Source organism: Agromyces archimandritae (assembly GCF_018024495.1).
GTDB classification, from domain to species: domain Bacteria; phylum Actinomycetota; class Actinomycetes; order Actinomycetales; family Microbacteriaceae; genus Agromyces; species Agromyces archimandritae.
The window spans coordinates 60,503-80,817 of record NZ_CP071696.1 but is presented as its reverse complement, the minus strand read 5'-3'; the positions used below and the strand labels follow the sequence as shown (position 1 = coordinate 80,817).

Here is a 20,315-nt window from a genome sequence, read left to right as displayed (position 1 = left end):
GCCCGCGCGGGCGCGATCGCCACGTACGCTGGTGCGCATGCCGATGTCGCCGTACCTCACCTCCCTGCGCGAGCGCATCGGTCACGACCTGCTGCTGCTCCCCGCCGTCTCCGCCGTGATCCGCGACGAGAATGGGCGGATCCTGCTCGCGCGATCCCAGGACGACGAGCAGTGGGCGCTCATCGGCGGCGGACTCGAGCCGGGGGAGGAGCCGGCATCCGCGATCGCCCGCGAGATCCGCGAGGAACTCGGTGTCGAGGCGGATATCGGTCGCATCATCGGCGCATACGGCGGCGAAGGGATGTTGATCACCTACCCGAACGGCGACCGCTGCGCCTACGTGACGGTGGCCTACGAGTGCCGGCTCGCGCCTGGCGCCTTCGCCCTCGAAGCGGAGGAACTGCGCGAAGCGGCGTGGTTCACCGCGGCCGAGATCGCGGCGCTCGACACCCAGCCGTACGTCGCACGCATCCTGGCCGATGCCGATGCGATTCCGGCAGCCGGGGAATGAACGTAGGGGTCCGCGGATGAAATGGCGGGGCCGCAGAATGGGCCGCGCCCCCCGAGGGGAGTCGTACCCACGGGTCCGCGCTTCTCATATTGACATAATGCGCATTATCGGCCAAGTAGGAAATGGCTGATGCGGAGGCATTTTCACCGCGCAGTTTGGCGTTCGTGCAGTCACGCCGTTGCCCTTCGTCGAGTGTCGCAGTGGATGCCGGTTGCGACGTCCTGATGTTCGCAGTGGTACCGGTGGTCGAAGAATTCGTTCGGCAATATCGGGCCGCTCCTGTCGCTTCTCAACGCAGCGAACCTCGTATTGTCATAATGCTGCGCCCGGTGAAGGCTCAACCGCCGACGGCGCAGTCGCGAGTCGGCGGATCCAGTCGTTCGCAGCCGACGGATAGAGCGGCACGTCGAGATGAGCATCGTCGAACGGGCGCCAGACGACGGGCACGACGGTACCGTTCGACTCGATGAGCGTTCCTCCCCCGCGTCCGGGTGCAGGATCCGGGCGTCCCGTGTACAGGGCGACGATCTCGTGCCCGAGCCCCCCGTCGAAGCGGAAGATGCTCTCGACGATCCCGAGGTGCGCGAGGTCGTGGATGTGCGCGCCGAGCTCCTCGTCGATCTCGCGGACGATGGCCTCCCGGTGCGTCTCCCCCAGTTCGACGCCGCCGCCGATCAGACGATGGAAACCGTGCGGATTCTCGCGGCTCGGCGCGTTCACGCTGACCAGATGATGCGAGCGATCCTCGTTCGGGGCGATCAGCATGGCTTTGACGCGGATGTACGAGCGATCGATCGGCATCCACCCATCATGTCGGCTCCGCGGCCCGTCGCCGGCCCGCATCCACCTCTCCCCCGCGTTCAGCGCCGATCTGAGCCGTGGAGCCGTCGCTCCGCGATGCTTAAAAGCGCTAGATCGATAAAAAGTGCTCTGATCAGGAAATTTCAAGAGCTGGTCAGGGGGTGAATCGCAGCACGTTGGTGTCCCTGCGGACGAAACCGACCGACTCGTAGAGTCGCAGCGCCGCCTCGCGGGACGGCCGCGATGTCAGCTCCAACGAGCGGAAGCCGCGTGCCACGGCGATATCGATCATCGCCGTCAGCAGGCCTCGCCCGACGCCCTGTCCGCGAACCGATTCGTGCGAGACCACATCCTCGACGAATCCGCGGAGCCCCGTGGGCAGCGGAAACGAAACCAGGGTCGCCATCCCCACGATCCGCCCGTTCAGACGTGACACCAGCAGCTCGGTCGCATCGTGGCGGAGCATCAGCTCGATCCGGGCCCGATCGTAGACGGCCGATGAAGACAGCTGCCCGAGCAGATGCTCGATCGCTGCGGCGTCGGCGTCGGTGAGTACGTCGAGTGTCTCGATTCGAGGAGTATCGGCCACGTCACCGAGGCTACCCCGAGCCGGATCGACGTCGAACGAGCGACCCGACCGGGCCGCTGCAGGCCCTCACCCCCGCACGTACTCCGCCAGGTGCTGCCCGGTGAGGGTGGACGCGGCATCCACGAGCTCGGCCGGGGTGCCCTCGAACACGACCCGGCCGCCGTCGTGGCCGGCGCCGGGCCCGAGGTCGATGATCCGGTCGGCGTGGGCCATCACGGCCTGGTGGTGCTCGATGACGATCACCGATTTTCCCGCGTCCACCAGGCGATCCAGAAGCCCGAGAAGGTGCTCGACATCCGCCAGGTGCAGGCCCGTCGTGGGCTCGTCGAGCACGTACACCTCCCCGTCCTCCCCCATCGCGATCGCGAGCTTCAGGCGCTGACGTTCACCGCCCGACAGGGTCGAAAGCGGCTGCCCGAGCGTGAGATAGCCGAGCCCGACGTCCTCCAGCCTGCCGAGGATCTCCGCAGCCGCCGGGATGCTCGCCTCGCCCTCGGAGAAGAACCCGCGCGCACGGGCCACCGGCAACTCGAGCACCTCCGTGATATCGAGGCCGGCCAGCTTGTACTCCAGCACCGCCGCCTGGAACCGTTTGCCGCCGCAGTCCTCGCACGGCGTCTCGATCGTGTCCATGAAACCGAGCTCGGTGACGATCACCCCCGAACCCTTGCACGTCGGGCACGCGCCCTCGGAATTCGCGCTGAACAGGGCCGGCTTCACCCCGTTCGCCTTCGCGAACGCCTTGCGGATCGGCTCCAGCAGGCCCGTGTACGTCGCCGGGTTGCTGCGCCGCGACCCCTTGATCGCCCCCTGATCGATCGCCACGACACCCTCGCGCGGGGCGACCGACCCGTGGATGAGGGAGCTCTTGCCCGAGCCGGCGACCCCCGTGACGACCGTCAGCACCCCGAGCGGGATGTCGACATCCACATCCTGCAGATTGTGCGCCGACGCCCCGCGCACCTCGATCGCGCCGGTCGGCTCGCGCAGCGTCTCCTTGAGCCGGGCACGGTCCCCGAGGTGACGCCCCGTGAGCGTGTCGCTCTTCCGCAGCCCCTCGACGGTGCCCTCGAAGGTGATCTCCCCGCCGCCCTGCCCGGCGCCCGGTCCGAGATCCACGACATGGTCGGCGATCTCGATCGTCTCGGGCTTGTGCTCGACGACGAGGACCGTATTGCCCTTGTCGCGCAGCTGTTCGAGCAGCGTGTTCATGCGCTGGATGTCGTGCGGGTGCAGGCCGATCGTCGGCTCGTCGAAGACGTAGGTGACGTCGGTGAGCGAGGAGCCGAGATGGCGGAGCATCTTGATGCGCTGCGCCTCCCCGCCCGACAGGGTGCCCGACGGGCGTTCCAGCGAGAGGTACCCGAGGCCGAGCGTGACGAAGGCGTCGAGATTCGCACCGAGGGCCGCCAGCAGCGGGCCGGCTTCGGGCCGGTCGAGGGTGTGGATCCACTCGGCGAGATCCGTGACCTGCATGCGGCAGGCGTCCGCGATGCCGACGCCGCCGATCTTCGACGAACGCGCGCCCTCGGTGAGACGGGTGCCGTCGCATTCGGGGCACGTCGCGAAGGTCGCGACGCGTTCGACGAAGGCGCGGATGTGCGGCTGCAACGCCGCCGGATCCTTCGAGAGCATCGCCTTCGTGATCTTCGGGATGAGCCCCTCGTACGTCATGTTGATGCCGGAGATCTTGACCTTCGTGACCTCGCCGTACAGGAACATGTGCCGCTGCTTCTCGGTGAACGAGGCGATCGGCCGGTCGGCCGGGTAGAAGCCGGATGCCGAGAAGCCCTTCACCATCCAGCCGTCGGCCGTGTACCCGGGCACCATGATCGCGCCCTCCTCGAGCGACTTCGACTCGTCGACGATCTGCGCGAGGTCGAGTTCGGAGACCGTGCCCCGCCCCTCGCAGCGCGGGCACATGCCGCCGAGGTAGATCGCATCCTTCACGATCTTCTTCTCGCCCTTCGGGCCCGTCATCACCCCGCTCGCCTTCTGGGTCGGGATGTTGAACGAGAACGCCGTCGGCCCGCCGATGTAGGGCTCCCCGAGCTTCGAGAACAGGATGCGCAGCATTGCGTTCGCATCCGTGACGGTGCCGACCGTCGACCGCGGATTCGCCCCCAGCCGCTCCTGGTCGACGATGATCGCCGTCGTCAGCCCCTCGAGCACGTCGACGTCGGGCCGCGGCACCGACGGCATGAACCCCTGCACGAACGCGCTGTAGGTCTCGTCGATGAGGCGGCGCGACTCGGCGGCGATCGTGTCGAACACGAGCGAACTCTTGCCCGACCCCGACACCCCCGTGAACACCGTCAGCCGCCGCTTCGGCAGATCCGCGTCGACGTTCTTCAGATTGTTCTCGCGGGCGCCGCGCACCCGGATCAGCTCGTGGGCGTCGGCGGCGTGCGGGGTGCTCATCGTGGCTCCGATTCTCGGGGTTCGGGTTCGGGTTCGGGTGTGGATGCCGCGGGGCGCCCGGCCGGTTCGGCGCCCCCACGGCATCCGCTCAGCGCTGCTGCTGGATGCGGACCATGTTGCCCGCCGGGTCGCGGAAGGCGCAGTCGCGCACCCCGTACGGCTGATCGATGGGTTCCTGCACGACCTCGACGTCGCCGCCCTGCAGCGCCGCGAACGCGCCGTCGACATCCTCGGTGGCGAGGACGATGCCCGCATAGGTGCCCTTCGCCATCATCTCGGAGACCGTGCGCCGTTCGCCCTCGGTGATGCCCGGGTCGGCGAACGGCGGCGTCAGCACCACCGCGGTGTCGGGCTGGCCGGCCGGGCCGATGGTCAGCCAGCGCATCTCGCCCTGGCCGACGTCGTTGCGCAGCTCGAAGCCGAGGCGGTCGCGGTAGAACGCGAGCGAGGCCTCGGGGTCGGTGTGCGGAAGGAAGGTGTACTGAATCGTGATGTCCATGCCGCCCACGCTATTGGCCCCGCCGACCGGTGGCTTCTCGATTCCTGACCGGTCTCGTGGCGTACTTCCACAGCGCCGTCGGCACACCCGCCGTGGGGTCGTCGGGCAGCTCGCGGTAAGCGCTCGGCGGCATCCCGACGAGCTCGGTGAAGCGCGTGCTGAAGGTGCCGAGCGAGGAGCAGCCGACCTCGAAGCACACCTCCGTGACGCTCAGGTCGCCGCGGCGCAGCAACGCCATCGCCCGTTCGATGCGACGCGTCATCAGATAGGAGTACGGCGACTCGCCGAACGCCTGCCGGAACTGCCGACTGAGGTGCCCCGACGACATGTTCGCCCCGCGCGCGAGCGCCTCGACATCGAGCGGCTGCGCGTACTCCCGGTCGATCCGGTCGCGGACCCGGCGCAGCACCGCGAGATCGCGCAGGCGCCGCTCGTCCGCTGAAGCACTCCCCACGCCGCGATCGTGCCACGGCCGCGCGGTCGCTGTCCAGCGGCCTCCGCCCGGGCCCCGGCTCACGCCGGGTCGGAGGCACCGCCGCCCGGCGCGAGGATGATGATCGCCGCGCCGACGAGCGCGACCGACGCGCCCACCACGTCCCATGTCGTCGGCGTGAAGCCGTCGACGATCACGCCCCAGGCGAGCGAGCCGGCGATGAACACGCCGCCGTACGCGGCAAGCACGCGACCGAAGTTCGCATCGGGCTGCATCGCGGCGAGGAAGCCGTACGCGCCGAGCGCGAGCACGCCGAGGCCCGCGATCCACCATGGCCGCGCTTCGCGCACCGCCTGCCAGACGAGCCAGGCGCCGCCGATCTCGGCGATCGCGGCGAGGACGAAGAGGATCGCGATGCGTGCGGTGGTCATGCCCCCAGCATGGCAGCGCGCGCGCCTCCGGCCGTGCCCGTCGACACGCCGGAGCCCGCGGCCCTTGCCCCCGGCCCAGGACCGGGCCAGAATCGGAGCAAGCGGTGCAGGGGGCGCCGCGGTTGAGACACGGGTGGGGCGTGCTCGCCGGCCCGGTGAGGAGACGGCAATGTCCGACACACCCTCGGGCGGCGGATTCGCCGCGTTCACGCTCGATTCCCGCGGGCTCGCGAAGTCGACGATCAACAGCATCCGGGTCGGCCTCGGGCTCTCGGGTGCGGCCGCGCTGATCTTCGGGATCCTGATCTCGTTCTGGCCGCGCGAATCCGCGCAGGTCATCGTGATCCTGCTCGGGATCTACTTCATCATCGCGGGCATCGCGTATGTCGGGATCGGCATCTTCGCGAAGGGCATCGGCGGCGGGGCCAGGGCGCTGGACATCATCCTCGGCATCCTGTTCGTCATCGCCGGCGTGATCGTGTTCATGGATCCGCGCGCCTCGGCCCTCGTGCTCGGCATCTTCCTCGGCGTGTTCATCGGCATCCTGTGGATCGTCGAGGGCATCGTCGCGCTCGTCCAGTCCGGCGACTCGGGGTCGAAGGGGTGGACGATCTTCTTCGGCATCCTGAGCCTCATCGCCGGCATCATCCTGCTGTTCTCGCCGCTGTGGGGGGCCGTCGTGCTCTTCCTCGTCGCGGGGATCTCGCTGATCGTGCTCGGCATCGTGCAGATCGTGCGCGCCTTCACCTTCGGGCGGGGCGTCACGGCCTGACGGCCTCGCGCGCCGGCCGCGGCCGAACGCACGAGCGGGGTGGGATGGATGCCATCCCGCCCCGCTCCGTGCGTGCGCCTACTCGGCGGCGAAGCCGGTGACGTCGCCGACGTAGCGGGTGCGGTCGGCCGGGATCGGGTCGACGGCGGCGCGGGCGACCTCGGCGGCGAACTCGGCGACGTTGTAGAGCTTGCCCGCCTCCTCCTTGCGCTGGGCGATGGCGCCGGGGTTCGCCCGCTCGAGCAGGGTCGCGGTGATGGTGCCCTCGATCATGTCGCCCGAGACGACGACGAAGCCGATGCCGGCGGCGTCGAACTCGGGCACGAGCGCCCGCAACGCGTCCTCGCCGGCCCGCTTGGAGAGGGCGACGGGCTCGTACTCGGGCATGGTCGGGGTGGTGCGGATGAAGTGTGCCTGGTGGCTCGTGACGAAGACGATGCGCGCCCCCTCGGCGAGGTGCGGAAGCGCGCGTTCGACGACGTTCAGCTGCGCGTCGCGGTTCAGCCGCATCGCGTAGTCCTCGCCCATGCCGGTCTCCATGCCGCCCGAGGCGTTCAGCACGAGGATGTCGATCTTGTCGAAGGCGGCCTCGGCGCCGATGAACATGGCCTCGACCGAGTCGGGGTTCGTGAGGTCGGCACCGACGGCGATCGCGCTGCCGCCGGCCTCGGTGATCTCGGCGACGACCTTGTCGGCGCGGGGCGCCTTGCTGCGGTAGTTCACGACGACGTTCGCGCCGGCCGCGGCGAGGGAGCGGGCCGTGTCGGCGCCGATGCCGCGGGAGGACCCGGTGACGAGGGCGGTGCGGCCGGCGAGCGAGGACGGGGCGAGGGGGGTGGTCACGTGGTTCGGCTCCTCGGGGGTGCGGATGGCGCGCGGTCGCGCGCACCGAGACTATCAACCAGTCCCGACGCCCGCGCGTTCCTGCTAGTTTTCAAGGGACGAACGAGGGAGTGCCCGTGGATGTGCTGACGCAGTACGCGTGGATCGGCTGGATCGTGCTCATCCTCCTGTTCGCGACGATCGAGATCTTCACGCTCGAGATGACCTTCCTGATGCTCGCGCTCGGAAGCGTCGGCGGCCTGCTTTCGGGGCTCTTCGGCATCCCGTGGTGGGCGCAGTTCATCGTCGCCGCCGTCATCGCCGTCGCCCTCATCATGACCCTCCGGCCGCCGCTGCTGAAAGCCCTCCGCAAAGGCGGCGATCCGACGCGCAGCAATATCGACGCCCTGATCGGCGCCGACGGCAGCGTGGTGCGCACGGTCTCCTCCGTCGGCGGCCAGGTACGCCTGAGCAACGGCGAGGTCTGGACCGCGCGATTGTCCCCCATCACCGAACAGCGCGACGTGCCGGTCGGCGAGGCCGTGCTCGTCACCGGTATCGACGGAGCCACCGCCGTCGTCGTCCCCCTCGAGAGGAAGCCCGAATGAACGTCGATATCGGCGCCATCGTCCTGACGATCGTGATCATCGCGATCGTCATCTTCGTGATCGTGGTGATCGCGAGGTCGATCCGCATCATCCCGCAGGCCTATGCGGGCATCGTGGAACGCCTCGGCCGCTACCACAAGACCCTCTCGCCGGGGCTGAACATCCTGGTGCCGTTCATCGACCGGCTGCGCCCCCTCGTCGACATGCGCGAGCAGGTCGTCTCGTTCCCGCCGCAGCCGGTGATCACCGAGGACAACCTCGTCGTCTCGATCGACACGGTCGTCTACTTCCAGGTGACGGATGCCCGTGCGGCCACCTACGAGATCGCGAACTACCTGGGCGCCGTCGAGCAGCTGACGACGACGACCCTCCGCAACGTGGTCGGCGGCATGAACCTCGAAGAGGCCCTCACGAGCCGCGACAACATCAATGGGCAGCTCCGCATCGTCCTCGACGAGGCGACCGGCAAATGGGGCATCCGCGTGAGCCGCGTCGAGCTGAAGGCGATCGACCCGCCCGTGTCCATCCAGGACTCGATGGAGAAGCAGATGCGCGCCGAGCGTGACCGTCGCGCGCTCATCCTCACCGCCGAGGGCACGAAGCAGTCCGCGATCCTCACCGCCGAGGGCGCCCGGCAGGCGGCGATCCTCGAGGCCGAGGGCGATGCGAAGGCCGCGGTGCTCCGCGCCCAGGGCGAGGCGGAGGCGATCCTCACGGTCTTCGACGCCATCCACAAGGGCGATGCGGACCCGAAGCTGCTCGGCTACCAGTACCTGCAGATGCTGCCGAAGCTCGCCGACGGCCAGGCCAACAAGCTCTGGATCGTGCCGAGCGAGCTCACCGAGGCCCTGAAGGGCATCGGCCGGGCTTTCACGCCGGGCCAGGCGGGTGCGCATACGGCCGTCGTTCCGGGTGCGGATGCCGCGGGCAGCGCCGGCGGTTCGGCACCCACCCCGGCGAGCTGACCCGGACCCGGTGAGCGTCTCGGCATACTTCGACGCGCCGCGGCCGCGTGTGCTCGCGCACCGCGGCCTCGCGCTCGAAGCCCCCGAGAACACGATGCTCGCGTTCGTGCATGCGATCGCCGCCGGCGCCGACTACATCGAGACCGATGTGCACGCCTCGCGCGACGGCGTCGCGATCGTGAGCCATGACGAGGAGCTCGACCGCGTCGCCGGCCTCGCGGGTCGGGTCGGCGATTTCACCCGGGATGAGCTGGCGCGCGTCGACCTCGGCGCCGGGCAGTCGTTCCCGACGCTCGCGGAGGCGCTCGACGCCTTCGGCGAGACGCGGTTCAACATCGACGTCAAGCACGAGGCTGCCCTCGGGCCCGCCGTGGATGCCGTGCGCGCCGTCCGTGCCGAGGAACGGGTGCTGCTCACCTCCTTCTCCGATGCGCGCCGGCGCCGGATCGCGGCGGCATTGCCGGGCGTGGCCACTTCGGCCGGACGCGCCGGCGTGATCGGGTCGATCCTCGCCGCCCCGTTCGGCGGCCGGGCCCTCCGCCGGGCGGTGCGCGGGGCATCCGCCCTGCAGGTGCCGGAGCACGCCGGCTCCCTGCGCGTCGTCACGCCCCGTCTCATCCGTGCCGCGCATGCCGCCGGCGTGGAGGTCCACGTCTGGACGGTGAACGAGCCGGCCGACATGCGCCGCCTGCTTGGCCTCGGGGTCGACGGGCTCGTGACGGATCGCGCGGATCTCGCCCTCCCCCTCGTGCGCGGCTGAGCACCGCGCCGCCTCCGGTCGGAGCACGCCCGAGCGAAACTGAGAATCCCCCGACAACAACCGAGGCGCCGGCAAGGGAATGCCCAGCTTGATCGTTTATACATGAGGACGAGTCGAGAGGAGAAGGCCATGGCAGATCGGAGCCTTCGGGGCATGCGGATCGGTGCGCAGAGCCTGCAGAGTGAAGAGGGCGTGGTATTCGCCGAACGCGCCGAATACACCTACCGCTGCGAGGTCTGCGGGCGCGACACCTCGATGGTCTTCTCGAGCGAAGCCGAGATCCCCGAGACCTGGGAATGCCGCCACTGCGGCGGCACCGCATCGCTCATCGTCGACTCGAAGCCGCTGGCCGTCGACCACTCCGGCGACAAGATCGCCCGCACCCACTGGGACATGCTGCTCGAGCGCCGCACGATCCCCGAGCTCGAAGAACTCCTCGAAGAGCGCCTGCAGTACCTGCGGGCCCGCCGCGGTCAGAAGCCCGCGAAGAAGAGTTCGAACGGGCGCGAGAAGATCGGCGCCTGACACCGAGACCCCCCCGAAGCCGGACGGTTGCGAAGGCACCGCCCGGCTTCGTCGTGTCGGCGGAGGCTTCCGGCGCCTTCGGCGGCGCCCCGTGTCAGCGGGAGCCCCGCTCCGCGCCGGGGTTCCGCCGCAGCATGACGATGAGGGCGCCGGCGAGGGCGAAGAACGAGACGAGCTGCTCGATCTGACGGCCGAGCAGGCTCGCCGGCGTCACGGTGGTCGCCAACGGAACCGCCTCGATCATGGTGCCCGGCTGCCACGTCGGCAGATCCGCCATCGTCGACCCGTCGGGGCGGATGATCGCGCTCGTGCCGACCGTCGAGATGTTCACGACCGAACGACCGGTCTCGATCGCCCGCATGCGCGCGATCGCCAGCTGCTGCAGGCTCTCGTCCGTGTGCCCGAAATCGGCGTTGTTCGTCTGCGCGAGGATGAGTTCCGCGCCGTCGTCGATCATCGTGTGCACGAGGTGGTCGTCTGCGATATCGAAGCAGATCGCGACGCCGGCGACGATGCCGGCGACGTCGAAGACGTTGTCGCGCGTGCCCTTCGTGTAGTCGCGCGTGACCATGTCGATGAGCTCGGGCGCGAAGGGCCGCCAGAATGCCCGATCCGGCATATATTCCGCGAACGGCACGGGATGCGCCTTGTCGTAGCGGTCCGTGAGGCCCGCGCCCTCCTCCCACAGCAGCGAGGTGTTGAAGAACTCGCCGTCGCGCTCCTGGATGGTGCCGCCCGTGAACGCGGCGCCGTAGCGCTCGGTGAGCGAGTCGAGCACCTCGGCGGATGCCGGCACGCGTTCGGGGTCGAGGGCGACGCCGTTCTCGGGCCACACGACGAGCTCGACGTCCTCGTCGACGCCGCGCACGGTCTCATCGATGTGCGCCTGCATGATCTCGTTCGACGGCGTCGCGCTGAACAGCGAGGCGTCGACGCCGCCCTGCACGGCGGCGAGCTTCAGGGTGCCCTCGGTCGGCGCAGGCCACGCCGGGAACACCGCGAGCACGGCCACCGCCGCGGTGAGCCCCGTGAGACGCACCAGCAGTCGCCCACGGGTGCCGGGAGTGCCCGTGAACGGATGCCGGCCGCGCAACGCCCCGGCCGGCGCTTCGGTCGCAGCGAGCGACGGCATCCGCTCGCGGATCGTCTCGCGGCCGAGCTGCACCGCGAACGCCGCGACCCAGGCGAGCACGAAGCCCGTACCGGCCGGGCCGATCCACCCGAGGAGCGAGGCGAACGCCCCCTCGGTCTGCGAGGCGGCCACCCGGCCCCATGCGAAGCCGTCGTACGGCCAGACCGCCGTGAGCCCCTCGATGCCCGTCCAGAGCCCGGCGACGAGCACCGGCAGGAGCAGCAGCCGGCCGCCGCGGCCCGAGAACACGAGCTGCCCGCGCGTGAGCAGCAGGGCGATCAGGCCGAAGCCGACCGCGTAGAAGAGGGTCTGCACGACGGCCAGGGCCAGCCACGGCACGAGCCCGAGGTACAGGGTCAGCCACTCGATGTGCACGAGCCAGAAGGCCCCGGCGCCGACGAGACCGGTCAGCGCCCCCGACCAGAAACCGCGACCCGTGAGCGCGACGAAGAACCCCACGAGCGCGAGGGGCGCGAGCGCCCACCAGGCCCGATCGGGGAAGGCCGCGTCGAAGGCGACGCCGGAGCCTGCGGCGAGCACGAGGGCGACCCAGAGCGGCAGCCGCGGGCCGGGGAACGGGGAGGGGGTGAGGGGCACGGATCCAGCGTAGACGGGGAACGCTGTGCGTCGGATCGGGCACCTACCGGGTGGATCCGGAGCGGTCGCCGTCAGCTTGCGACGAGGTCGACGACGACGCCGCGCCGCACCGCGTCGATCACGGCGCGGGCGGTCGCACCGAGCTCGGCATCGGCGACGATCGAGATCTGATCGAGCAGGTCGATGACCTGTTTCGTCCAGCGCACGAAGTCTCCGGCCGCCAGTTCGGCCTCGTCGAGCACGGCGCCGAGCCCGGCTCCGCTCGCCCACGAGTGCATCGGGCCCGCCAGCGCCGGCGAGGGCTGCTCGGTGCCCGGCAGCCGGTGCGCATGCTCGACGTCGTCGAGCTCGACCCAGGCGTCGAGGGTGCGGTCGAACGCCTCGCGGAAGCGGCCGCGCGGCAGGCTCCGGGGGTCGACATGGGCGTCTTCGCGGCGCGGTTCGTAGACGAGTGCGGCGGCCATGGCGGCGACGGATGCCGTGTCGAGCCCGTTCCAGATGCCGCGGCGCAGGCATTCGGCCACGAGCAGGTCGCGGTCGCCGTAGATACGTCGCAGGGTGCGGCCGGCCGCCGTCGGCGCGAGGGCGCCGTCGTCGGCGCGCTGCAGGTAGCCGAGCTCCTGCAGCACCTCGGTGACGCGGTCGAAGACCTTCGCGACCTGGCCGGTGCGCGAACGGATCTGCCCGGCGAGGGCATCGTGCTCCTGCTTCAGGCGCCACCACCGTTCGGCCCAGCGGGCATGCGCCTCGCGTTCGGCGCAGCCGTGGCACGGGTGGGCCCGCATGCGTTTGCGCTCGGCGCCGAGCTCGCGCTGCAGACGCTCCCGCTTGGCGTGGCTCGTGTTCCCCTTCGAATGCTCGCGTTCGAGCGAGCCGATGCGGCGGCGGATCGCGGCGTACTCGCCGAAGTCGCCGAGATGGCACTGCATAGCCTGCTCGTAGCCGGCGAGCGAATCCTCCTGCTTGCGGAGGGTTCGGGCCAGGTCGACGACGGCCCGGTCGGCCTGGAACTGCGCGAAGGACTGTTCGAGGACCTGCCGGGTGCGTTCGCGCCCGAACTGCTCGATGAGGTTCACGGCCATGTTGTACGTCGGCCGGAAGCTCGAGTTCATCGGGTAGCTGCGCCGCGAGGCGAGGGCGGCGACGGCCTCGGGGTCGAGCCCGTCGACCCACTGGATGACCGAGTGCCCCTCGACATCGATGCCGCGCCGACCGGCGCGGCCGGTCAGCTGCGTGTACTCCCCCGGCGTGATCGGCACCCGCGCCTCGCCGTTGAACTTCTCGAGCTTTTCGAGCATGACGCTGCGCGCCGGCATGTTGACGCCGAGGGCGAGCGTCTCGGTCGCGAAGACCACCTTCAAGAGCTTCTTCTGGAAGAGCTCCTCGACGACCTCCTTGAACGCCGGCAGCATACCGGCGTGATGGGCGGCGACGCCGCGCATGAGCGCTTCGAGCCAGTCCCAGTACCCGAGGACGGCGAGATCCTCATCGCGGAGCAGGCGCGCCCGTTCCTCGACGATGCCGCGGATCTCCTCCCGCTCGGCGGTGTCGGTGAGGCGGATGCCGCTGCGCAGCACCTGGCGCACGGCCTGATCGCATCCGGCCCGCGAGAAGATGAACACGATCGCCGGCAGCAGGTTCTTGCCCTGCAGCAGGGCGACGACCTCCGGCCGGTCGATGCGGCGCCGGCCCTCGACGCGGTGCGAACGCCCGCGGTCGCTGCCGCGGCGGCCGCGCTGGGAACGCTGGCCGAGGGAGCGCGTGGTGCGCGCCAGGCGCTGCAGTTCGGGATTCACCCGGTTCGCGGCATTCGCACCCGAGCCGTCGAAGAGGTCCAGCAGCTTCTCCTGCACGAGCACGTGCTGCTCGAGCGGCACCGGGCGATCCTCGGAGACGATGACGTCGGTGTCGCCGCGGACGGCCTGCAGCCAGTCGCCGAACTCCTCCGCGTTGGAGACGGTCGCCGACAGGGAGACGAGCCGCACCGCCTCGGGGAGGTGGATGATGACCTCCTCCCACACCGCACCGCGGAAGCGGTCGGCGAGGTAATGCACCTCGTCCATGACGACGTAGGCGAGGCGGTCGAGCAGCGGCGAATCGGCGTAGAGCATGTTGCGCAGCACCTCGGTCGTCATGACGACGATGCGGGCACCCGAGTTGATGTTCGTGTCGCCCGTGAGGAGCCCCACGGCATCCGCCCCCCACGCCTCGACGAACTCCTGGTACTTCTGGTTCGACAGGGCCTTGATGGGCGTCGTGTAGAAGACCTTGTCGTTCGTCGTCTGCATCGCGAGGTACACGGAGAACTCGGCCACGATCGTCTTGCCGGCGCCCGTCGGGGCGGCGACGAGGACGCTGCGGCCCTCGTCGAGCGCGGTGCACGCCGCTCGCTGGAAGGGGTCCAGGTCGAAGCGGAGGCCGGCCGCGAAGTCCTGCACGCGCGGTTGCCGCGACCGCTGCTTCGATAGGGCGTACCGTTCGGCCGGCGAAAGGCTCGTCACGCCTCCAGCCTACGGGGCATGCGCCGCGATGCGGCGCCCGCCGCGGTCATCCCTCGGCGAAGGCGGTGCCGAATTCGGCGCGCTGGCGTTTGGCGACCCGGCGGTCGTGCAACCAGGCGATGAACCAGGCCGCGAAGTACAGCACCACCATGGGCACGGCCAGCAGGAACATCGACATCACATCGGCGGCGGGCGTCGCGATCGCGGTGAAGAGCGTGATCGTGAGCACCGCGACGCGCCAGCCCTTGATGATCGCGGCCGCGCTCAGGATGCCGGCGAAGTTCAGCAGCACGATGAACACCGGCACGACGAAGGCGATGCCGACGGCCAGCACGAGCTTCAGCACGAAGTCGTAGTAGAGCTTGGCGTCGAGCAGCGGGATGTCTTGGGCCGGCACGAAGCCGAGCATGAGCCGCACGATGTTCGGAAGCACGAACCAGCCGGCCGCGCATCCGGCGATGAACAACGGGACCGCCGAGATGAAGAAGGCGAGCGTGAAGCGACGCTCCCGCCGCTTCAGCCCGGGGACGAGGAAGGCGAAGACCTGGTAGAGCCAGACGGGGCTCGTGATGACGACGCCGACGGTCAGGCCGACCTGCATGCGCAGGTCGAAGGATCCGGTGATCGTGCCGTAGAACAGCGAGAAGTCGACGTCGGCGTCGGGATGGGTCGCCGCGATCCTCTCGAGCGGTGCGCGGATCGCATCGAGGATGAGATCGGCCTGCCAGATGCCGACGCCGGCACCGACGAGGATCGCGGCCGCGGCGATGAACAGCCGCTTGCGGAGTTCGCGCAGGTGGTCGCCGAGCGACATCCGCCGCTCGGGATTCTTCGCCCCGCGCGCACGCGTGGCCGTCACGGGGTCAGGCGTTCGAGCCCGGCTCGCCGCCGGGCTTCTTCGCGTCGGTCGCCGATGCGGACCCGTTCGCGAGCTTCTTCGAGCCGGTGCCGGCCTCGGCGCCGGGCTCGCCCTCCGCGGCCGCGTCGTCGCCGCCGTCGGAGCGCACCTCGTTCTTCAGGATCTTCATCGATTGCCCGAGGCTGCGGGCGAGCGCGGGGAGCTTCGGCGCGCCGAAGAGCAGCAGGATCACCACGAGGATGATCAGCGCATGCAAACCGGTAAAGCCTTGCAACATGAGGTCCGTCCAATGCTCGGGGAGGTTTGGGCCAGTCTACCCGCTCGACCCGTGCGAGGCACCGGGCAAGCCGTAGCGCTCGAGTCCGGCCCGCGCCCACTCCGCGACGGCTCGCCGCGCCTCCTCGGGCGCGACCACCGTCACGAGCCCCGGCAGCCCCGCCACCAGCCGCTTCAGCCCGTGGTAGTGGGCGACGCGGAGCGTGACGCGGGTGAGGCCGTCGACCTGTTCGGCGCTGCGATCCGCCCGATAATCCGACAAGAGCGTGAGCGCCCCCGGCGCGACGTCCACCACGACCCGGAGGTCGCTGTCGGAGCCCCGGAAGATCGCCTCCGGCAGCGGCGGGCGATCCGTATGGTCGCCGATCGGCTCGTCGGTGAGCGCCAGACCGCTCATCCGATCGAGCCGGAAGACCCGGAAGTCCTCGCGCAGATGGCAGTACGCCTGCACGTACCAGTCCTGCCCCAGCGAGGCGATGTGCACGGGATCGGCGCGCCGCCGCATCCGCTCGCCGACGCCGTTGACGTAGTCGAACTCGATCTGCCGGCCGCGCCCGACCGCCTCGCGGATGATCCCGAGCCCCGCATCCGACGCGGTCTCGGCGACCGCGAGGCGCGACGGGGCCGCAGAAGCCCCCTCGGTGAGCTTCGCCATGAGCGAGCCGAGCCCGGCATGCCCCACGTTCTCCGGCAGCGCCGACAGGTACTGCAGGCCCGCGATGAGCGCCGCCGCCTCGCGCGCCGACAGCCGCGGCGTGTCGTCGATCGCGACATGGTGCACGATCACGATCACATCGTCGTCGAGGAAGGAATCCCAGTCGATGTCGAAGAGGTCGTTCGGCAGGTAGGTGCTCGTCTCCCCCGGCAGCCCCGAGGTCGCGATCAGGCGCACGGCGTCGCGGATCTCCTCCTCGGCGACGCCGAAATGCTCGGCGGCCTCGGCGACGTCGACCACCCCTTGCTCGAGGAGGTACGGCACGAGGGAGAGCACGAAGACGAGCTTGTCGGCCGCCTTCGCCGGCCGCCGGTTCATACGCCGCCCCCGTCCGCGGCGGTCGCGACCGCACGCAGCCGCTCCACGACCGCATCCCGCAGGCTCGCCGGCGACACCACCCGCACCTCGGGGCCGAAGCCGGCGAGCTCGTCGGCGAGGATCGCCTCGTCCGTGTAGTGCAGGCTGATCGCATCCGCCCCGGCATCCGCCCCCGCACGCTTGCCGAGGCGCACGGCCGCATCGCTGCCCGCCTCCACCTCGAGCTCGGCGACGTTGCCGAGGCGGATCTCCTCGAGCTCGTCGATCACGCGGCGCTCGACGCCGGCCGGCGGGGCGTCGAACCCGGCCGCCTGACCGGGCACCGGATGGACGGCATCCACGATGCGGGACAGGAGGAAGGTGCGCGGCGCCTTCGCCTCGCGGTCCAGACCGTGCAGGTGCCAGCGACCCTCGTGCAGCACCAGCGCATGCGGCTCCACCGTGCGGCGGCGCGGCTGAGCCTCCCCCGGCTTCAGATAGTCGAAGCGCACCGCCTGGCGACGGTCGAGGGCCTGCCGCAACGGTTCGAACGACGCCTCGCGCACCCGCAGGCGCGGCGCGTAGCCGATCACGGGCTCGCGCGGCTCGACGCCGAGCGAACGCAGCTTGGTCAGGGCGCGCTGCGAGTCCGCCGAGAGGGAGGCCTCGCGCCACACTTCGGCGGCCAGGCCGAGCAGGGCGAACTCCTCGGGGGTGAACGTCAGCGACTCGGGCAGATCGTAGAGGCGCTTCGGGATGCGGTACCTGAGCGCCTGGTTGTCGCCCGGCCGGTCGGGAGCCTCGACCGTCTCGAGGGGGATGCCGAGCTCGCGCAGATCGTCCTTGTCGCGCTCGAACTGCCGCTCGAGGCTCTCATTGCGGCCGCGCTCGTCGTAACGCTCCGCGTAGCCGCGCACGGTGCGGAGGATCTCGGACTTCACGAGCCCCGACTCGGTCGCGAGCAGCGCGAGCACGAGGCTGAAGAGCCGATCCTCGACGGCGATGCGAGGCTCGGCGGACCTGGACTCCGACACAGCAGCGATCCTACTGAACCGCGGCCGTCTGCGGCCCGAAAGCCCCGGGCGAGGTGGGAATCAGGCGATGCCGAGGATGTCGATGACGAAGACGAGCGTCGAGCCGGCCGGGATGGATCCGGCGACCTGATCGCCGTAGCCGTCTTCGGGCGGGATGATCGCCACGACCTGCGAACCGACCTGCTGCCCGACGATCGCCTTCGAGAACCCCGGGACGACCTCGCCGTTCTCGCCGACCTGGAACGCGACCGGCGCACCGTCCTCCCACGAGGAGTCGAAGACCGTGTTGTCGTCCCACAGCACACCCGTGTAGTGCACGACGACGCGGTCGCCGTCCTGCACGGTCTCGCCGTCGCCGGCCTTCAGCACCTCGGAGTCGAACTCCTCCGGCGCATCCTTCTTCGGCACCGTGATGCCCGGGCGCCCGTCGGGCGCGAGCACGACCGCCGGGAAGCCGTCCTTCGAAAGCTGCACGGCGCCGTCGGCCCGCGGCGGGAACGCCTGGACGATGTCGACGACGAGGACGAGGCGATCCTCCGTGTCGAGGCCGAGCTGCATGCCCTGCGGGCCGTAGCCCTCGTCCGGCGGGATCACGATCGCGACGCGGCCGCCCTCGCTGCCGCAGGAGATGCCGTCGGCGACTCCGGGCGGGAACTGCCCGAGCGGCAGCTCGACCGGGGCGTCGTCGTAGCCGGCGGCCTGGATGACCTGCCCCGTCGCACCGTTCAGGAACGTCACCGCGCCCTGCACGTACTGCGTGCCCGTGATCGGCTCCCCGTCGCCCTCGATGAGGACGCTGCACTCGGTGCGGCTCGACATGAGCGGCGTCGGGAACTCGACCTCGGGCGCGGTGCCGAACTCGCCGGTGGCCGTGACGGCCTCGGACGAGGAACCCGGCGCGGAGTCTGCGGAAGCGGTCGCACACCCCGTGAGAGCGGCGGCGATCAGGCCGATGCCGGCGAGCGCGGCGATCTTCGAGCGCACAGATCCTCGATTCTTCGTTCGGACGGATGGGAACGGACCCAGCACAGCCTAACGCGCCTCATCGGAGGGCGACGCCTCGTCCCGGCCGTGCTCGACCTGTGCGGCGGCCGCGGAGGCGGCCCGGGCGCGCTTGCGGAGGCTCTTCGCGCTCACCTGGCGTTCGCCGAGGGCCCCCGGCGTCCAGATCTCGACGTCCTCATCGCTGAACTCGCCCTTCGAGGGGCGCCGCTTCAACTGCGGCAGCTCGGTTCCCGGCGCGAGCCGCCGGGCTGTGATGAGGAAGCCCGTGTGGGCGATCATGCGGTGGTCGGGGCGGACGGCCAGGCCCTCGACGTGCCACCCGCGAACGAGGGTCTCGGTGGAGACGGGATCGGTGAAGCAGCCGGCATCCCGGATCGTCTCGGCCACGCGCGAGAGCTGCGTCACGGTCGCTACGTAGCAGAGCAGCACGCCGCCCGGCTTCAGGGCCGTCGCGACCTCGTCGATGCACTCCCAGGGGGCGAGCATGTCGAGCACGACCCGGTCGACCGAGGCCCGCCCGGTCTGCTCCGGCAGGGCCTCGGCGAGGTCGCCGAGGGTGATCGACCAGTTCTCGGGCACCTCGCCGTGGAAGGTCGCGACGTTGCCGCGGGCGACGTCGGCGAACTCCTCGCGCCGCTCGAACGACATGAGTCGGCCCTCGGGACCGATCGCGCGCAGCAGCCAGAGCGACAGGGCCCCCGAGCCGACGCCGGCTTCGACGACCGTGGCGCCCGGGAAGACGTCGGCCTGCGCGAGGATCTGCGCCGCATCCTTCGGGTACACGATCGCCGCACCCCGCGGCATCGACATGACGAAGTCGCTGAGCAGCGGGCGCAGCGCGAGGTACTTGACGCCGGCGGCGTTCTCGACGACGGAGCCGTCGGGCAGCCCGATGATGTCGTCGTGGCGGATCGGGCCGCGGTGCGAATGGAAGACCGCGCCCGGCTCGAGGCCGATCGTGTGCATGCGCCCCTTCGGGCCGGTCAGCTGCACGCGGTCGCCCGCGCGGAACGGGCCGCCGTGCTCGCGGGCGCTCATGCGCGAGCCCCCGCACGATCGGCGAGGAGGGCGGCGAGGTCTTCGACGCCGCGGCCGGCGAGGGTCGGCCACAGGGCGTGCGCACCCGAGCCGTCGAGCGGCACGATGTTCGGCACGCCGAGCGTGAGCGCCCCGGATGCGACGCCGGAGGCCACCCCGTGCCGCGAGTCCTCGATCGCCACGCAGGCGGCGATGTCGACGCCCAGCAGACGCGCGCCCTCGAGATAGGGGTCGGGGAAGGGCTTCGGACGCTCGACGGCATCGCCGGTGACGATCGCGTCGAACGCGTCGAAGCCGATCGCGGAGACGACGTCGTCGGCCATCGAACGGATCGACATCGTCACGAGCGCCGTCGGCACACCGGCCGCGCGCAGGGCCTCGAGGAGCTCGCGGGCGCCCGGCCGCCACGGGGCGCCGTGCCGGGCGAACTGAGCGCGGACGCCGGCCGTCAGCCGTTCGACGATCGCATCGTCGTCGAGGGCGACGCCGAGATCCCGGAACACCGCGGCCGACTCCCAGAGGCCCGAGCCAATCAGGCCGAGCGCGTCCTCATGGCCCCAGGTGCCGCCGAACGACTCCACGAGCTCGGTTTCGGCGGCGAACCAGTACGGCTCGGTGTCGACGAGGGTGCCGTCCATGTCCCACAGGACCGCGGCGGGAAGGCTGGTGCTCACAACGTGCAAGTCTACGGGCCGCGCCCACGGGCGGCGGGCCTATTCTGGAG

At 70.5% G+C, this 20,315-nt stretch carries 22 protein-coding genes; 6 read left to right on the top strand and 16 right to left on the bottom strand.

What is annotated here, in order from left to right:
- Window positions 1-37: 37 nt before the first annotated feature.
- On the top strand, window positions 38-511 hold the full coding sequence (locus G127AT_RS00415) for an NUDIX domain-containing protein (protein WP_244857642.1): 474 nt from the start codon (window positions 38-40) through the stop codon (window positions 509-511).
- Window positions 512-823: 312 nt separating this feature from the next.
- Here the strand turns inward: G127AT_RS00415 and G127AT_RS00410 are convergent, their stop codons facing one another.
- From G127AT_RS00410 to G127AT_RS00385, 6 genes are all read right to left on the bottom strand, one after another.
- Entirely contained in the window at window positions 824-1,312 is a 489-nt protein-coding gene (locus tag G127AT_RS00410) for an NUDIX domain-containing protein (RefSeq protein ID WP_210898725.1), read from the bottom strand.
- A gap of 154 nt (window positions 1,313-1,466) precedes the next feature.
- Entirely contained in the window at window positions 1,467-1,901 is a 435-nt protein-coding gene (locus tag G127AT_RS00405; protein WP_244857641.1) for a GNAT family N-acetyltransferase, read from the bottom strand.
- A gap of 66 nt (window positions 1,902-1,967) precedes the next feature.
- Window positions 1,968-4,322, bottom strand: a complete 2,355-nt coding sequence (locus G127AT_RS00400) for an ATP-binding cassette domain-containing protein (RefSeq protein ID WP_210898723.1) — start codon at window positions 4,320-4,322, stop codon at window positions 1,968-1,970.
- 88 nt (window positions 4,323-4,410) lie between these two features.
- Entirely contained in the window at window positions 4,411-4,821 is a 411-nt protein-coding gene (locus G127AT_RS00395) for a VOC family protein (protein ID WP_210898721.1), read from the bottom strand.
- A 10-nt stretch (window positions 4,822-4,831) separates the two neighbouring features.
- Window positions 4,832-5,275 (bottom strand): helix-turn-helix transcriptional regulator, encoded by a 444-nt coding sequence (locus tag G127AT_RS00390; protein ID WP_244857640.1) that lies wholly within the window; start codon window positions 5,273-5,275, stop codon window positions 4,832-4,834.
- Between the two features lie 59 nt (window positions 5,276-5,334).
- Entirely contained in the window at window positions 5,335-5,685 is a 351-nt protein-coding gene (locus tag G127AT_RS00385; protein ID WP_210898717.1) for a YnfA family protein, read from the bottom strand.
- Between the two features lie 169 nt (window positions 5,686-5,854).
- Here G127AT_RS00385 and G127AT_RS00380 point away from each other — a divergent pair, with 169 nt between their 5' ends.
- Complete coding sequence (locus G127AT_RS00380; RefSeq protein WP_210898715.1) at window positions 5,855-6,457, top strand: HdeD family acid-resistance protein; 603 nt, start codon at window positions 5,855-5,857, stop codon at window positions 6,455-6,457.
- 78 nt (window positions 6,458-6,535) lie between these two features.
- Here the strand turns inward: G127AT_RS00380 and G127AT_RS00375 are convergent, their stop codons facing one another.
- Window positions 6,536-7,300 carry an SDR family oxidoreductase gene (locus tag G127AT_RS00375; protein WP_210898713.1) on the bottom strand — a complete coding sequence of 255 codons (765 nt, stop codon included), beginning with the start codon at window positions 7,298-7,300 and terminating at the stop codon, window positions 6,536-6,538.
- 116 nt (window positions 7,301-7,416) lie between these two features.
- On the opposite strand from G127AT_RS00375, the gene G127AT_RS00370 reads away from it, so the two are divergent.
- The 4 genes from G127AT_RS00370 (at window position 7,417) to G127AT_RS00355 (ending at window position 10,137) form a co-directional block, all read left to right on the top strand.
- Window positions 7,417-7,887, top strand: a complete 471-nt coding sequence (locus tag G127AT_RS00370) for an NfeD family protein (RefSeq protein ID WP_244857639.1) — start codon at window positions 7,417-7,419, stop codon at window positions 7,885-7,887.
- On the top strand, window positions 7,884-8,852 hold the full coding sequence (locus G127AT_RS00365; RefSeq protein WP_210898710.1) for an SPFH domain-containing protein: 969 nt from the start codon (window positions 7,884-7,886) through the stop codon (window positions 8,850-8,852). The genes G127AT_RS00370 and G127AT_RS00365 overlap by 4 nt, the downstream gene beginning before the upstream one ends.
- A gap of 10 nt (window positions 8,853-8,862) precedes the next feature.
- The gene (locus tag G127AT_RS00360; protein ID WP_244857638.1) at window positions 8,863-9,612 is read left to right on the top strand and encodes a glycerophosphodiester phosphodiesterase family protein; all 750 of its coding nucleotides are present in this window, start codon (window positions 8,863-8,865) and stop codon (window positions 9,610-9,612) included.
- A 129-nt stretch (window positions 9,613-9,741) separates the two neighbouring features.
- On the top strand, window positions 9,742-10,137 hold the full coding sequence (locus tag G127AT_RS00355; RefSeq protein WP_210898706.1) for an RNA polymerase-binding protein RbpA: 396 nt from the start codon (window positions 9,742-9,744) through the stop codon (window positions 10,135-10,137).
- A gap of 94 nt (window positions 10,138-10,231) precedes the next feature.
- Here the strand turns inward: G127AT_RS00355 and lnt are convergent, their stop codons facing one another.
- The 9 genes from lnt to G127AT_RS00310 form a co-directional block, all read right to left on the bottom strand.
- Window positions 10,232-11,866, bottom strand: coding sequence for an apolipoprotein N-acyltransferase (lnt, locus tag G127AT_RS00350; protein WP_210898704.1), 1,635 nt, complete (start codon window positions 11,864-11,866; stop codon window positions 10,232-10,234).
- Between the two features lie 71 nt (window positions 11,867-11,937).
- A complete protein-coding gene (locus G127AT_RS00345) occupies window positions 11,938-14,367 on the bottom strand; it encodes a DEAD/DEAH box helicase (RefSeq protein ID WP_210898702.1) in 2,430 nt (809 codons plus the stop codon).
- Window positions 14,368-14,413: 46 nt separating this feature from the next.
- Window positions 14,414-15,181: a twin-arginine translocase subunit TatC gene (gene tatC / locus G127AT_RS00340; RefSeq protein ID WP_210901652.1), complete on the bottom strand. Its 768-nt coding sequence runs from the start codon at window positions 15,179-15,181 to the stop codon at window positions 14,414-14,416.
- 49 nt (window positions 15,182-15,230) lie between these two features.
- Window positions 15,231-15,503, bottom strand: coding sequence for a twin-arginine translocase TatA/TatE family subunit (gene tatA / locus G127AT_RS00335; RefSeq protein WP_210898700.1), 273 nt, complete (start codon window positions 15,501-15,503; stop codon window positions 15,231-15,233).
- Window positions 15,504-15,539: 36 nt separating this feature from the next.
- Entirely contained in the window at window positions 15,540-16,535 is a 996-nt protein-coding gene (locus tag G127AT_RS00330) for a helix-turn-helix transcriptional regulator (protein ID WP_210898698.1), read from the bottom strand.
- A complete protein-coding gene (locus tag G127AT_RS00325; RefSeq protein ID WP_210898696.1) occupies window positions 16,532-17,548 on the bottom strand; it encodes a helix-turn-helix transcriptional regulator in 1,017 nt (338 codons plus the stop codon). Before G127AT_RS00325 ends, G127AT_RS00330 begins: the two co-directional genes overlap by 4 nt.
- A gap of 60 nt (window positions 17,549-17,608) precedes the next feature.
- Complete coding sequence (locus tag G127AT_RS00320; RefSeq protein WP_210898694.1) at window positions 17,609-18,532, bottom strand: FKBP-type peptidyl-prolyl cis-trans isomerase; 924 nt, start codon at window positions 18,530-18,532, stop codon at window positions 17,609-17,611.
- A 48-nt stretch (window positions 18,533-18,580) separates the two neighbouring features.
- Window positions 18,581-19,591: a tRNA (adenine-N1)-methyltransferase gene (locus G127AT_RS00315; protein WP_210898692.1), complete on the bottom strand. Its 1,011-nt coding sequence runs from the start codon at window positions 19,589-19,591 to the stop codon at window positions 18,581-18,583.
- A complete protein-coding gene (locus G127AT_RS00310) occupies window positions 19,588-20,265 on the bottom strand; it encodes an HAD family hydrolase (protein ID WP_244857637.1) in 678 nt (225 codons plus the stop codon). Before G127AT_RS00310 ends, G127AT_RS00315 begins: the two co-directional genes overlap by 4 nt.
- Window positions 20,266-20,315 lie beyond the last annotated feature (50 nt).